This window comes from Paenirhodobacter ferrireducens (assembly GCF_004022265.1).
Lineage (GTDB): Bacteria > Pseudomonadota > Alphaproteobacteria > Rhodobacterales > Rhodobacteraceae > Rhodobacter > Rhodobacter ferrireducens.
The window spans coordinates 129,973-143,675 of the sequence record NZ_SAVB01000008.1; the positions used below are offsets into that span (position 1 = coordinate 129,973).

The 13,703-nt window shown below is 67.8% G+C and carries 13 protein-coding genes; 6 read left to right on the plus strand and 7 right to left on the minus strand.

Translation table 11 applies throughout. The features are described from left to right. Positions 1–81 precede the first annotated feature (81 nt). Together EOW65_RS08235 and EOW65_RS08240 are read right to left on the minus strand one after the other, a co-directional pair. The gene (locus EOW65_RS08235) at positions 82–3,150 is read right to left on the minus strand and encodes an efflux RND transporter permease subunit (protein ID WP_128148483.1); all 3,069 of its coding nucleotides are present in this window, start codon (positions 3,148–3,150) and stop codon (positions 82–84) included. Between the two features lie 10 nt (positions 3,151–3,160). Beyond that, positions 3,161–4,276: an efflux RND transporter periplasmic adaptor subunit gene (locus EOW65_RS08240; RefSeq protein ID WP_128148484.1), complete on the minus strand. Its 1,116-nt coding sequence runs from the start codon at positions 4,274–4,276 to the stop codon at positions 3,161–3,163. A gap of 320 nt (positions 4,277–4,596) precedes the next feature. On the opposite strand from EOW65_RS08240, the gene EOW65_RS08245 reads away from it, so the two are divergent. The 4 genes from EOW65_RS08245 to EOW65_RS08260 all read left to right on the plus strand — a co-directional run bounded on the left by EOW65_RS08245 (position 4,597) and on the right by EOW65_RS08260 (position 6,257). Next, positions 4,597–4,917, plus strand: a complete 321-nt coding sequence (locus EOW65_RS08245; protein ID WP_113899815.1) for an antibiotic ABC transporter — start codon at positions 4,597–4,599, stop codon at positions 4,915–4,917. A 96-nt stretch (positions 4,918–5,013) separates the two neighbouring features. Next, positions 5,014–5,337 (plus strand): hypothetical protein, encoded by a 324-nt coding sequence (locus EOW65_RS08250; RefSeq protein ID WP_128148485.1) that lies wholly within the window; start codon positions 5,014–5,016, stop codon positions 5,335–5,337. A gap of 126 nt (positions 5,338–5,463) precedes the next feature. Continuing rightward, positions 5,464–5,649 (plus strand): hypothetical protein, encoded by a 186-nt coding sequence (locus EOW65_RS08255; RefSeq protein WP_113899813.1) that lies wholly within the window; start codon positions 5,464–5,466, stop codon positions 5,647–5,649. Positions 5,650–5,765: 116 nt separating this feature from the next. Then, the gene (locus tag EOW65_RS08260; RefSeq protein ID WP_164880035.1) at positions 5,766–6,257 is read left to right on the plus strand and encodes a cytochrome b; all 492 of its coding nucleotides are present in this window, start codon (positions 5,766–5,768) and stop codon (positions 6,255–6,257) included. Between the two features lie 64 nt (positions 6,258–6,321). Here the strand turns inward: EOW65_RS08260 and EOW65_RS08265 are convergent, their stop codons facing one another. Next, the gene (locus EOW65_RS08265) at positions 6,322–7,104 is read right to left on the minus strand and encodes an alpha/beta fold hydrolase (protein WP_128148487.1); all 783 of its coding nucleotides are present in this window, start codon (positions 7,102–7,104) and stop codon (positions 6,322–6,324) included. A gap of 106 nt (positions 7,105–7,210) precedes the next feature. Between EOW65_RS08265 and EOW65_RS08270 the strand changes: the two genes are divergently transcribed. Next, positions 7,211–7,582, plus strand: a complete 372-nt coding sequence (locus EOW65_RS08270; protein WP_128148488.1) for a hypothetical protein — start codon at positions 7,211–7,213, stop codon at positions 7,580–7,582. Here EOW65_RS08270 and EOW65_RS08275 read toward each other — a convergent pair. Both EOW65_RS08275 and glyA read right to left on the minus strand, forming a co-directional pair. Continuing rightward, complete coding sequence (locus EOW65_RS08275) at positions 7,565–8,338, minus strand: DUF817 domain-containing protein (protein WP_240664581.1); 774 nt, start codon at positions 8,336–8,338, stop codon at positions 7,565–7,567. The genes EOW65_RS08270 and EOW65_RS08275 overlap by 18 nt on opposite strands. Before the next feature lie 165 nt (positions 8,339–8,503). Continuing rightward, a complete protein-coding gene (gene glyA / locus EOW65_RS08280) occupies positions 8,504–9,796 on the minus strand; it encodes a serine hydroxymethyltransferase (RefSeq protein WP_128148490.1) in 1,293 nt (430 codons plus the stop codon). A 168-nt stretch (positions 9,797–9,964) separates the two neighbouring features. Between glyA and EOW65_RS08285 the strand changes: the two genes are divergently transcribed. Next, a complete protein-coding gene (locus EOW65_RS08285; protein WP_128148491.1) occupies positions 9,965–10,726 on the plus strand; it encodes an NAD kinase in 762 nt (253 codons plus the stop codon). On the opposite strand, the gene EOW65_RS08290 is transcribed toward EOW65_RS08285, so the two are convergent. Both EOW65_RS08290 and EOW65_RS08295 read right to left on the minus strand, forming a co-directional pair. Beyond that, positions 10,723–12,099, minus strand: a complete 1,377-nt coding sequence (locus EOW65_RS08290; protein WP_128148492.1) for a sigma-54-dependent transcriptional regulator — start codon at positions 12,097–12,099, stop codon at positions 10,723–10,725. The genes EOW65_RS08285 and EOW65_RS08290 overlap by 4 nt on opposite strands. Then, the gene (locus EOW65_RS08295) at positions 12,096–13,646 is read right to left on the minus strand and encodes a hybrid sensor histidine kinase/response regulator (RefSeq protein ID WP_128148493.1); all 1,551 of its coding nucleotides are present in this window, start codon (positions 13,644–13,646) and stop codon (positions 12,096–12,098) included. The genes EOW65_RS08290 and EOW65_RS08295 overlap by 4 nt, the downstream gene beginning before the upstream one ends. Between the last annotated feature and the right edge of the window lie 57 nt (positions 13,647–13,703).

Here is a 13,703-nt window from a genome sequence, read left to right on the forward strand (position 1 = left end):
GGATGCAAGGGGGCGCGGCCGAAACGCAACTGCCCCCGGACGGGCCGGGGGCAGCGGGTCTTGTGCGACAGGGCAGGGGGCTCAGCCCGCAGCCAGCCGTTTCTCGCGCGCCTTTTGCATCGCCGCGTCCGAGGGCGCGATGAAGGTGTAGAACATCGGCACCACGAAGAGCGTGAACATCGTGCCGATCAGCAGGCCCGAGAACATCACGATGCCCATGGCCTCGCGCGCGGCGGCGCCGGCGCCCTTGGCGATGACCAGCGGCACGACCGCGAGCGCCATCGCTGCGGTGGTCATCAGGATCGGCCGCAGACGGGTCTTGGCGGCAAGCACGATCGCCTCGCGCCGGGTGTGGCCGTGTTCCTCGCGCTGCTGGTTCGCGAATTCGACCATCAGGATGCCGTGCTTGGTGATCAGCCCGACGAGGGTGATCAGCCCGACCTGGCTATAGATGTTCAGCGTGCCGAGCCCGAGGTTGAGCGGCAGGATCGCACCGAAGATCGTCAGCGGCACCGACATCAGGATGATGAACGGGTCGCGGAAGCTTTCGAACTGCGCCGCCAGCACGAGATAGATCACCAGCACCGCGGCGCCGAAGGCGAGCGCGATGGTGTTCCCCTGGCTCACCTCAAGCCGCGACTGGCCCGAATAGTCGATGAAGAAGCCCTCTGGCATCACCTCCTGGGCGATCTGCACGATCGTGGTGAGCCCGTCGCCGGTCGACTGGCCGGGCATCGGCAGCGCCGAGATCGTGGCCGAGTTCAGCTGGTTGAACTGCTCGACCGCCGAGGCCATCACCCCGGTTTCGATCTTCACCACCGAGGACAGCGGCACCATCTCGCCGGTCGAGGCGCGGACGAAATACTGGCCGAGCTGTTCGGGGTTCGAGCGGAACGACTTCGGCACCTGGGTGACGATGTCGTAGGAGTTCGAGTCGCGGTCGAACTGCGCCACGGCCGGGCCGCCGACCAGCAGGCCGAGGGTGTTGCCGATCTCGGCGACCGAGACGTTCAGCGTCGCGGCGCGGTCGCGGTCGATCGTCACCCGGACCTCGGGCGCATCGAAGTTGAGCGAGTTCTGCACCATGATGAACTTGCCAGACTGCTGCGCCTTGATGCGGATCTCCTCGGCCACCTCGGAGACGCGGTCGGGGGCGTGGATCGACTGGATCACCACCGAGATCGGCAGCCCGCCGCCGGTGCCCGGCAGGGTGGGCGGCGCGAAGGCAAAGCCCTTGAGCCCGGTCGAGGCGTCGATCGAGGCCTGGATCTGCGTCTGGATTTCCTTCTGGCTGCGGGTGCGGTCGGCCCAGTCCTTCAGCGCCCAGATGTAGATGCCCTGGTTCTTCTGGCCGCCGAACCCGGCGATCGAGAAATAGGTGCGCAGCTCGGGGATGTCCTTGGTGTCGGCGCCGATCCGGTCGATGTATTTCGCGGTGTAATCCGAGGTCGCATAGCGCGGCCCGGTCACCATCGCGATCACCGCGCCCTGGTCCTCTTCCGGCGCGAGCTCGGTCGAGGTGTGGATGAACATGAAGCCCATCACCGAGATCAGCACGACGACGATCATCACCGTCACCGGCCGATAGTCGAGCGAGCCGTTGACTCGCCGTTCGTACCAGCCGGCGAAGCGTTCGAAGGTCTTGTCGATCCAGGCCTGGAAACCCGAGGCATGGCCCGATTTCAGGATCCGCCCCGACATCATCGGGGTGATGGTGAGCGCGATGATGCCGGACAGGATCACCGAGCCCGCCAGGGTGAAGGCGAACTCCTTGAAGAGCGCGCCGGTCAGCCCGCCGGTGAAGCCGAGCGGAGAGAGCACGGCGGCGAGAGTGATCGTCATCGCGATCACCGGGCCGGTGATCTCCTTCATCCCCTGCACCGCGGCCGGGATCGGTTTCATCCCGTCCTCGATATGGCGGTGGATGTTCTCCACCACCACGATCGCGTCGTCGACGACGAGGCCGATCGCCAGCACCATGGCCAGCAGCGTGAGCAGGTTGATCGAATAGCCAAGCGCCAGCAGCACCGCCATCACGCCGATGAGCGAGAGCGGGATGGTGACGATCGGCATCAGCACCGAGCGCAGCGAGCCGAGGAAGAGCAGGATCACCACGATGACGATCGCCACGGCCTCGCCGATGGTCTTGAACACCTCGTCGATCGAGGCCGAGATCTGCTCGGTCGTGTCATAGACGAGTTCGATCTTCATCCCGTCGGGCAGGGCGTTGTTGATCGCCGGCAGCTCGTCACGCACCGCCTGCGCAGTGTCGAGCGGGTTCGCCGCGGGGGTGGGCGAAAGCCCGATGAAGGTGCCCTGACGGCCGGCGAAGGTGACGATCTCGCCCGAGTCGTCCGAGGCGAGCTCGACCTTGGCGACGTCGCGCAGCCGCACCACCTTGTCGCCGGTGGCACGGATCGGCAGCGCGCCGAAGGCCTCGGGCGACTGCAGCGTCGATTTCAGCGTGATCGACTGGGTGACGTCGATGTTCTCGGTCTTGCCCGGTGCCGACAGGAAGTTCGAGGCCTTGATCGCCGCCAGCACTTCGGAGGCGGTGACGTCGCGCGCGGCGAGCTTGTCGGGGTCGATCCAGACCCGCATCGTGTAATTCGCGGCGCCGATGATGCTGACCTCGGCGATACCCGAGATCGTCGACATCCGCGGCTTGATCACGCGCTCGAGGTATTCGGTCAGCTGCTCGGGCGTCATGTTGGGGTTGATCGCGGCGAGATACATCAGCGCGAAGGTACGCCCGGTGCCCTTCACGATCACCGGGTCATCGGCTTCGGAGGGCAGCTTGCCGCGCACCTGCTGCACCTTCGACAGCACTTCGGTCAGCGCGGCATCGGGGTTCGAGCCGAGCTTCATGTTGACGGACACCACCGAGGCCGAGTTGACCGACGAGGAGGTGACGTAATCGATGTTCTCGGTCGTGGCCACCGCCTCGGCGATCGGCGCGGTGATGAAGCCCTGGATCAGGTCGGGCGAGGCGCCGGCGTAGGTGGTGGTGATCGTCACCACCGTCTCGTCGACCTTGGGATATTGCCGGACCGGCAGGTTGAAATAGGCCTGGATGCCGAGCAGCAGCATGAAGGCGCCGACCACCGTCGACAGGACGGGGCGTCGGATGAAGATTTCGGTGAAATGCATCGCGCGTCCCTCAGTTGCCGGCGGCCGGAACGGCGGTGCCGTTCTCCTCGGCGATCTTCACGACCGCGCCCGAGGTCAGCTTGTTCTGTCCGGCATCGACGATCTTGTCGCCCGCCTCGACGCCCTTGACGATCTCGATCTTGTCGCCGGCGCGGCGGCCGAGGGTGACGAAGACCTGACGCGCCACGAGCTGCGCCTCGCTCGCGCCCTCGGGCGTTTCCGAGCGCACCACGAAGACCGAGTCGCCGTAGAGCGTCGAGGAAACCACCGTCTGCGGCAGCGCGATGATGCCCTCTTCCTCGGGCAGGTTCACCCGCACCCGCAGGAACTGGCCCGGGGTCAGGGTGGTGCCGGCGTCGGGCAGCTCGGCGCGGATGGTGACGAGGCGCGAGTTCGGGTCGATCTTCGGCTCGATGCCGGTGACGGTGCCGGCCAGCACGTCCTCGCCCGATTCCGGGGTGACGGTGACCGACATGCCGGGCTTGACGATGCCCGCCTGCTGTTCCGACAGGGTGAAGTCGACGCGCATATGGCGGATGTCCTGCAGCGTCGCATAGACGGTGCCGGGGGTGACATACTGGCCGACCTCGATCTGCGGAATGCCGATAGTGCCGGCGAACGGCGCATTCAGCTGCTTGGTTTCCAGCACCGCCTGCAGTTTCGCCACCGTCGAGCGGGCCGAGACCGCCTCGGCCTCGGCGCTGTCGAGCGTGGTATTGGCCGAGACGCCGCGGTCGCGCAGCTCGCGCGCGCGGGTGAGCGTGGTTTCGGCCAGATCGAGGGCGGCCTGCGCGGCGGCGAGATCGGCGCGCTCCTGGCGGTCGTCGATCTGCACCAGCAACTGGCCCTGCTCGACATGGTCGTTCGCCGCGAAGCGGATCTCGCGCACGATGCCCGAGGCCTCGGTCGCCAGATCGACGCCGCGGGCGGCCGAGGCGGTGCCGATCGCCTCGATCCCGGGCGTCCAGCGTTGCGGCACGGTATCGGTGACCGAGACCGCGACCGGCGCGGGCTTCATCGTTGCGAAGAACTGGGCGATCATCTTCGAACGGAACAGATTGAAGCCGACGATGCCGCCGCCGATGAGAACAAGTGCGAGAATCGCGATGATGAAACGTTTGATCATTGTCTGTCCCGGTTCGCTTCAAACAGAGAGCCAGCGTGGCACGTCCTGCCGCACTGGCTCCTTCCTGAACTCTAGGGTTCAGGAACTGGAGTGGAAGTCAATTGCTCTTGGAGGAGATCTGGCTGCCGTTGCAGAAAAGACAAGAGCCAGCCGCCAGGATCACGGCGGGATTGCGGAAATCGGCAGGGCATTGCCCGAAAGTCGCCCTTTCGCAGGCGCCGGAAAACCGTCATAAGCGGAACGGTTTTCCTCAGACGCAGCCCGGTGCGACACAGGAAGATACGGCCGAGGCCGGGGAACGGACGCGAGAGAGGGTAACGATGGACTATGAACCGATTTCGCCGGTGGCGCTGGCGCTGCAGGCCACCCGCATCGGCTTCGAGGCACAATCCGTGATCGCGATGCGCCTGGCCGGGATGGCAGGTCTGTGGGCGACGCCGCCGTCGGAATTTGCCCTGATGGTGGCGGAGAAGGCCCAGGCCGCCCTCGAGGCGGCGGAAGCCGCGGTGGTGGCTGCGCTGCGCGGTCAGGGCCCCGATGCGATGCTCGAGGCGAGCATGGTCGAGATCGGTCGCCACACCTCGGGCAATCTCGAGCGGCTGAGCCGCATGGGGCCGGCTTGGGGGCCGGTGTTCTGGTAAGCCCCGCGGCGGTGGCCCCGGCCATCCCTCGGTTAATTAACGCTCTGTTAACCGTGAATCGGGACACTGGCGGGGTTCAGCCCTCTGCGAGGTCCGATGCGCCTGCCCGCTCTGATCCTGCCTGTCGCCCTGATGCTGATGGCCTGCGGTGCGCAGCCGGGGCCGATGTTCTTCGGTGCCGAGCGGCATGACCTGACGCTCGACGGCATCCACCTCGTCGTCTTCCGCAAGGAGGATCATGTCGAGGTGATCCGGCTTGGCTATCTCTCCCGTGCCGAGCGCGATGCGGTGCCGGCGCTGATGGAGCGCGCGGCGGCGCAGGCGACGGGCTGCATGGTGGTCGGCCCGGGGCGGGGGATGTGGTCATCCCCCTCGCTGATCGGCGACAGCGGCGAGGCGACCTTCGAGCTTGCCTGCTAGGACTGCGACAGCACGCCGCGGGGGTGCAGGCTGCCCCGGCGCGCCGATCTGACCCAGATCAAGGTTCGCCCGGCGCAAATGATGATCTGTGGATGCATGAAACGCGCCTGAACGGAGACCTTTCCCATGATCCGCCTGATGGGCATCATCTACGCGCTTGCCGGCCCGACCCTTGCCGGTGTCCTCATCATCGCCGCGCTGACCATGAACATGTTCGACATGAAGTCGATGCTGGCCGCGGCGGCCATCGGCTTTGTCGTGGCGATTCCCGCCGCCTGGCTGGTGGCCCGGCAAATCGTCGCGAACGCCTGACATCGCGGCAAAGGTCCCTGCAACTGAGGTTGCAGGGCGCCTTTTCACTGGAATTGCAGGCTTGTCGGGGGCAATGCTGCATGGCAGCACTGTGCTATCCGAAACCGGAGGTCATCATGCCCGCCCCGCAAGGCTATTCCCGCCTGCACATCGTCCTGCACTGGCTTGTCGCCGTGCTCCTCATCCCGCAATTCCTGCTCAACGACGCCGTTGGCGAAGCCTTCGACGCCGGCCTCGAAGGCGAGCAGATCACCGCATCGATCCTCGCTCCGCTGCATGTGGCGACCGGGATCACCATTCTCGTTCTGGTGCTGTGGCGGATCGCCCTGCGCTTCAAGAACGGCGTGCCCGCGGCCCCGGCGAACGAACCGGCGATTCAGAAGCTGATCGCCTCCGCCACGCATCTGGGGCTTTACCTCGTGCTGATCCTCACCGTCGCCGCCGGCGCGGTGGCCTGGTTCGGCGGGGTCGAGGATGCGGGCGATCTGCACGGGGCGCTGACCACCGTGCTGCTCGTGCTGATCGGCCTGCATGTCGTTGGCGCGCTCTACCAGCAGTTCGTCGCCAAGACCAATATCATCGACCGGATGCGCACCGCGCGTCTGTGATCCTCTCCGTCGACGCAAGGGGCCGCTCCGGGAACCGGGGCGGCCCTTCTCCTGCCCGTAGTCCTCAACGCGACAGGAAGGCCTCGACCGCCGCCTCGACCTCGCGCGGGCGCTCGGCATGCAGCCAGTGCCCCGCCCCCTCGATGCCTTCGAACTCGGCCTTCGGAAACAGCGCCCGGATCGGCGCGTGATACTCGGGCCGGACATAGGCCGAGTTCTTGCCGTAAAGGAACAGCGCCGGCCCGGCAAAGGGATGGGCGGTGGCGGGCAGCGGGTCGGGCCAGGCCAGGATGCTGTCGAGGCTGTTCTTCAGTGCCTCGAGGTTGAACTTCCAGCGCACCGGGCCGTTGCGCAGCTCGAGCGACTGCAGCAGAAAGGCGCGCGTCGAGGGATCCTGCACCCGCTCGCTCAGCCGCCGGTCGGCCTCCGAGCGCGAGGTGATGTCGTCGATCCGCATCGACTGCATCGCGTCGATCAGGTAGCCGTGCGCGACGCCGTGGTCATAGTTCACCGGCGCCATGTCGGCGACCACGATGCGGTTCACCAGCCCGGGCCGGGTCAGGGCGAGCATCATCGTCGCTTTGCCGCCCATCGAATGGCCCATCACGTCGCAGGCCCGCCCCTGTGCCGAGATCACCCCGGCAAGGTCATTGGCCATCGCGGGATAGGAATGCTCGCCCGACCAGAAGCTGTCGCCGTGGTTGCGCATGTCGAGCGCCAGAACGAGCCGCTTTTCCGACAGCCGCTTGGCGACCACGCCCCAGTTGCGGGCGGAGCCGAAGAGGCCGGGGACGATGAGGAGCGGGGGCAGCTCGGTGTCGCTGCCATGGGCGATGACGTTCAGCATGGCGCATAGGTAGCGCGGCCCGCGCCGCTGTTCCAGTGGCAGCATTGCGGGGGGACGTTGCACGGGGGCGCCGGCACGGCTAGGCTTTGCGCCAGGAGGAGCGCCGATGGATCCGATCACCCTACGTCAGATGACCGGGCGCGTCTCGCAGCTTCTGGCCGAACGGCTGGGGGCGCGCGGACGCACGCTGCGCGACCGGCTCAAAAGCCGCTCCCGCGCCTTGCCCCGCAGGGTGCGCCGGGCGGCGGAACTGCTGGCCGAGGCCGAGGCGCTGGCCGCTTCGCCGCGGATGATGCGGCAGGCCGACATGGGCGAGATCGCCGAAGCCTATGACATCTGCGTCAACTACCTGCGTCCGCTCGGCAGCGGGGCGCGGGCGCAGGGGCTGCTGCGCTCGATCGCGGCCTCGGTGGTCTTCGGCCTCGTGGTGGTCGGGGCGCTGGTGCTGGCCGTGGGGCGGCTACGCGGTCTGTTCTGATCGGGCCGGCGCCGGCGCGCGGCCAAGCGCCGAGCGGCTGGCGATGGTCACCGTGACGAAGGCGACGTAGAGCAGCAAATACCACGCGCCGAGCTTGCCCCAGTTCACCACATGGCGCCCGGCATGGCCGGCATACAGCCAGGTTCCGCTCAGCGTGCCGACGTTTTCCGCGATCCAGAGCGCGAGGCTGACCAGAACCGCGGTGACCGGCATCGGCATCCACCAGCGCCGCTCCGAGATCCGGAAGCTGACCCGGGTACGCCCGAAGATCACGACCGAGAGCACGAAAAGCGCAATGCGGATGTCGGGCAGGAAATGGTGGGCGAAGAAGTTCACGTAGATCGCCGCGGCGAAGGCGACGGTCAGCCAGAACGGCGGATAGGGCGCAAAGCGCATGTCGAAGATGCGGATCACCCGGGCGATGTAGCTGCCGACCGAGGCATACATGAAGCCCGAGAAGAGCGGCACCGACATCACCTTGAAGAAACCGGGCTCGGGGTAGGTCCAGGAGCCCGCCGCGACCTTGAACCACTCCATCGCGGTGCCGGTCAGGTGGAACAGCAAGATGACCCGCGCCTCGTCCCAGGTCTCGAGCCCCTTCCACAGGAACACCGCCTGCACCAGCAGCGCAAAGACGAACAGCGCGTCATAGCGGGCAAGCGGCCAGTCCGCGGACCAGATCGTCCGGCTGAGCATGATCGCCCCGAGCAGCAGGCCTCCGAACAGGCTCGCCCAGCCCTGCTTGAGCACGAACATGACGAATTCGGCGAGGGCGAAGGGAAGACGGGCCCGGGCCCAGTCCCCCAGCCTCCGTTCGAGACGGGTACTGGCGGCAGCATGCGGTGACATGAACACTCTTGCAAAAAGGTCGAAATGAAAACGGGGCCGGACAAGCCGGCCCCGGGACGTGATCCGATCGGATCAGAGCGTCGGGTAGATCGGGAAGCGCGCGAGCAGCGTCGCGACCTTGGCCTTGACGGCCTCTTCGACCTCGGCGTTGCCCTCTTCCCCATTCGCGGCAAGCCCGTCGACGACTTCGACGATCAGCCGGGCGATCTCGCGGAATTCGGCCTCGCCGAAGCCGCGGGTGGTGCCGGCCGGGGTGCCGAGACGCACGCCCGAGGTCACGGTCGGCTTTTCCGGGTCGAACGGGATGCCGTTCTTGTTGCAGGTGATGTGGGCCCGGCCGAGCGCCTTCTCGGTCGCATTGCCCTTCACGCCCTTCGGGCGCAGGTCAACCAGCATCACATGGGTGTCGGTGCCGCCGGTGACGATGTCGAGGCCGCCCTTCATCAGCTCGTCGGCGAGCGCCTGCGCGTTCAGCACGACCTGCTTGGCGTATTCCTTGAACTCGGGACGCAGCGCCTCGCCGAAGGCCACGGCCTTGCCGGCGATGACATGCATCAGCGGACCACCCTGGATGCCCGGGAAGATCGCCGAGTTCACCTTCTTGGCGATCTCTTCGTTGTTCGTCAGGATCATGCCGCCGCGCGGGCCGCGCAGCGTCTTGTGGGTGGTGGTGGTGACCACATCCGCATGCGGGAAGGGCGAGGGATGCTGCCCGCCGGCCACGAGGCCCGCGAAATGCGCCATGTCGACCATCAGCCACGCGCCGACCTCGTCCGCGATCTTGCGGAACTCGGCGAAGTCGATCTGCCGCGGGATGGCGGAGCCGCCGGCGACGATCAGCTTCGGCTTGTGCTCATGGGCAAGCGCGCGGACCTGCTCGTAGTCGAGCCGGCTGTCCTGCTTGCGCACGCCGTACTGGATCGCGTTGAACCACTTGCCCGACTGGTTCGGGCGCGCGCCGTGGGTCAGGTGACCGCCGGCATCGAGGCTCATGCCGAGGATGGTGTCGCCGGGCGCGAGCAGCGCGTTGAACACGCCCTGGTTCGCCTGGCTGCCCGAGTTCGGCTGCACGTTGACGAATTCGCAGCCGAAGAGCTGCCTGGCGCGCTCGATCGCCAGGTTTTCGGCGACGTCGACGAACTGGCAGCCGCCGTAATAGCGCTTGCCCGGGTAGCCCTCGGCATACTTGTTGGTCATCACCGAGCCCTGGGCCTCCATCACCGCCTTCGAGACGATGTTTTCCGAGGCGATCAGTTCAATCTCGTCGCGCTGGCGGCCGAGTTCGTCGGTGATCGATTTCCAGATATCGGGGTCGCGGGAGGAAAGGCTTTCGGTAAAGAAGCCGGCGTCGCGTTGGGCGGTCATGGGCGTCTCCTGAACGGGATGGTCGCGGCCCGTTTATCGCAGAAATTCCGAGGCCGAAAGCGCTCAAAACGACGTCAGGACGTTTTGGCGCGGCATCCGTGCCCCCATTCGCGTCTTGTGTTTCCGATCGTCGCTTGTCACATCAGGACGGAAACCCGGGGGGCGCAGATGAACAGGCCGAACCACATCCATTTCGCCGCCGCCAATGCCGAAGCGGCGCAGGCCGCACTCGGGGAGTTGGTGGAACGCTACGGCCAGGTGCCGCGCTATGCGGCCGACGTGATCGTGGCGCTTGGTGGTGACGGCTTCATGCTGCAGACGCTGCACGCGGGGGCGGGGCTGCCGGTCTATGGCATGAACCGCGGCACCGTCGGCTTCCTGATGAACGACTATTCCCCCGACGACCTGCCGGCGCGGCTTGCCCAGGCCGAGGAAGAGGTCATCAACCCGCTTGCGATGCGGGCGATGACGGTCGACGGGGTGCTGCACGAGGCGCTGGCGATCAACGAGGTCTCGCTGCTGCGTGCTGGGCCGCAGGCGGCGAAGCTGCGCATTTCGGTCAACGGCAAGCTACGGATGGAGGAGCTGGTCTGCGACGGGGCGATCCTGTCGACGCCCGCGGGCTCGACCGCCTACAACTATTCCGCGCACGGGCCCATCCTGCCGATCGGTTCTGATGTGCTGGCGCTGACCGGCATCGCCAGCTTCCGGCCGCGGCGCTGGCAAGGCGCGATCCTGCCCTCCTCGGCGATCGTGCGCTTCGACGTGCTCGATCCGGCGAAGCGGCCGGTGATGGCCGATGCCGACTCGCGCTCGGTCAAGCCGGTGCTCTGGGTCGAGATCCGTTCCGAGCCGAAGGTCGAACACCGCATCCTCTTCGATCCCGGCCACGGGCTCGAGGAACGGCTGATGCGCGAGCAGTTCGCCTAATCCTTCCGCCAGGTGTCGAGCTTGCGATAGAGCGTCGAGGGCGCCACATCGAGTTCGCGTGCCGCGCGCGGCACCGATCCGTCGTGCCGGGCGAGACTGTCCTCGATCACCAGCCGCTCGATCTCGGCCAGGCTGCGTCCGGCGAGCGTGGTCATGTTCAGCCCGGGGCAGGGCGGTGGGTGCTCGGCGGGGAGGCGTATCTCCTCGGGTAGCATCTCCTCGGTCAGCTCGTCGCCGTCGTGGGTCACCGTGACGGCGCGCAGCACGTTCATCAGCTCGCGCACATTGCCGTTCCACGGCTGGGCGCGCAGCACTGCCTCGGCCGCGGGCGAGAGCCGGGTGAAGGCGCGGCCCTCGAGGATGGCGAAGCGGCGCAGGGTCTCGGTGGCAAGGGGGGCGATGTCGTCGGGCCGCTGGCGCAGCGGCGGCATCTCGATCGGCACGACGCGCAGCCGATAGTAGAGGTCTTCACGCAGCCGCCCGTCGCGCACCGCCTGCAACGGCTCATGCGCCGAGGCGGCGATCACCCGCAGGTCGACGCGCTGTGGTTGCGCCGCGCCGAGGGGCTGGATCGTCGCGCTTTGCAGGAAGCGCAGCAGCTTCGGCTGCAGCTCGGGGGCGAGATCGCAGATCTCGTCGAGGAACAGCGTGCCGCCATCGGCCAGCGCCGCGGCACCGGGCCGGTCGGTGACCGCGCCGGGAAAGGCACCGCGCAGATGGCCGAAGAGCTCGGATTCAAAGCGCTCGGCCGGGATCGCGCCGCAGTCGAGGGGGATGAAGGGCGCCGCGGCGCGGGGCGAGAGCGCATGGATCGCCTGCGCACAGAGCTCCTTGCCGGTACCGCTCTCGCCGGTGACGAAGACCGGCGCCATCGAGCGCGCGGCCGAGCGGATCCGGGCATAGACCGCGCGCATCGGGCCCGAGGTGCCGATGAAGCCGGCAAGAGGCGCCTCGCGCCCGGGCACCGCCTGCGGTCGCGACAGCTGGGCCGCGGCGCGGGCATTGCCGAGCGTGGTCATCAGCTGCGCCTCGGAGACCGGCTTGACGAGGAAGTCATGCGCCCCGGCGCGCATCGCTTTCACCGCGCGCTGGGTCGAGCTGTCGGCGGTGATCACCACCACCGCGGTATGCGGCTGCAGCGCCAGCATCTCGCGCATCAGGTCGATGCCATCGCGGTCGGGCAGCATCAGGTCGAGCAGCACGACCGCCGGGTCGGTCTTGCGAAACAGCGCCAGCCCCTCGGCCGCGGAGGCGGCCGAGAGGGTGACGAAGCCCGCGTTGCGCAGATGCGCGTCATAGATCGACCGGAGCGAGGGCGTGTCCTCGATCAGCAGGATGTCGGCGGTGCGCGGCGGGCCGGAGGCTTCGTTCACGGGCAGTCTCCCGCCCGGTCCTCGCGGGCGCTCAGTTCGTTGGCGGTGAAGGCGATGAGCTGCGCGATCCGCTCGCAGACCGCATGGCCAAGCAGCGCCGTGGTCTCGGCCCGGCCCTTGCGCAGGCCGGAGACGAGTGCGGCGGCGCAGTCGTAAAGCGACTGCGCCCCGAGCTCGCCCGAGATCGCGGTGAGGATATGCATCTCGCGCCGGATCGCCGCCGCGTCGGCACGGCCAAGCGCCGCGCGCAGCCGCGCGTCGATGCCACGCAGATCAGCCAGAAGCCGGTGCAGCAGCTCGCGCCCGCCATCCTCGCCGGCAATCGCCAGCAGCCGGGCGAAGCGCGCCGCGTCGACGATCAGCAGCCCGTCGACGAAACCCGGGTCGGTCTTGGCAGACTCGGGTTGCGGCCGCGGGTCGCGTTGCAAGGTGCGCTCGACGGCCGCGGCGAAGCGCGGAATGCTGATCAGCGGTTTCAGAACCACCGCGTCGGCGCCCATGGCAAGCAGCGCCTCGCGGGTCTCGGGCCGGGCGTCGGCGGTGCAGGCGAGGACCGGCAGCCGGCGCTGCGCCTCGCTGGCGCGCAGGGCAGCGATGACGCCGCGACCGTCGAGCTCGGGCATCTCGATGTCGATCACCACAAGGTCATAGTCGCGCGCGGCGAGCAGGGCGAGCGCCTCGCGGCCGTGGTCGGCGGTGATGCAGGTCGCCCCCATATCGTCGAGCATGTGGCAGATCACCGCCTGATGAGTGCGGCTGTCATCGGCGACGAGGACACGCAGCCCGCTCAGATCCGGCAAGGTCGGCCCCTCCTCGACGAGCAGCGGCAGGGTCGAGAGCATCGGCACGATCAGTGTGACGGTGGCGCCGCCGCCGGGCCGGTTGTGCAGCTCGATCCGGCCGCCGAGCCGCTCGGCCATGTCGCGGGCGATGGCGAGACCGAGGCCGTAGCCGGGCCTGTTCGGGGTGGAGCCGCGCTGGCCGGGCTCGAGCAGCCGGCCGAGCAGTTCGGGCGGAAAGCCCGGACCGTCGTCGCGCACGCGGATCTGCAGAAAACCGCCGGGGGTCAGGCGGAAGGATACCTGCACCATGCCCCTGCGCGCATATTTGAACGCGTTCGACAGCAGGTTCGAGATTGCGCGATCCAGCGCCAGCCGATCCACCACCAGAACCGGCGGCATGTCGGGGGCGAGGGTGAGCTGCAAGGTGATGCCCCGTTCGCGGGCATGGCCCGACCAGCGGATCTCGAGCTCCCGCAGCAGCCGGGCGGTCTGCACCTGTTGCGCACCGACCGCCTCGGCCTCCGCGGCCGCGAGCACGAGCCCTTCGTCGAGCAGCCGCGCGGTGAGGTCGCTTGCGATCCGCACCCGCTCGATCTGGCGCCGCGCGGCATCATCAAGCCTTTCGCGGCTGACGAGGCGCAGGGCAGCGAGGATGTCGGCGACGGCGGCGCGCAGATCGTGCCCGAGCAGGGCCATCTGTGCAAGTTTCAGCTGCGCATCAGGCGCAGGACCGGGCGGAACGGAAGGCGTGTCATGCGTCTTCATGTCGAAACCTTTCCCCGAAAGCCCGGGGTTTGCATCATAAAAGCAGAATCCGGAGAA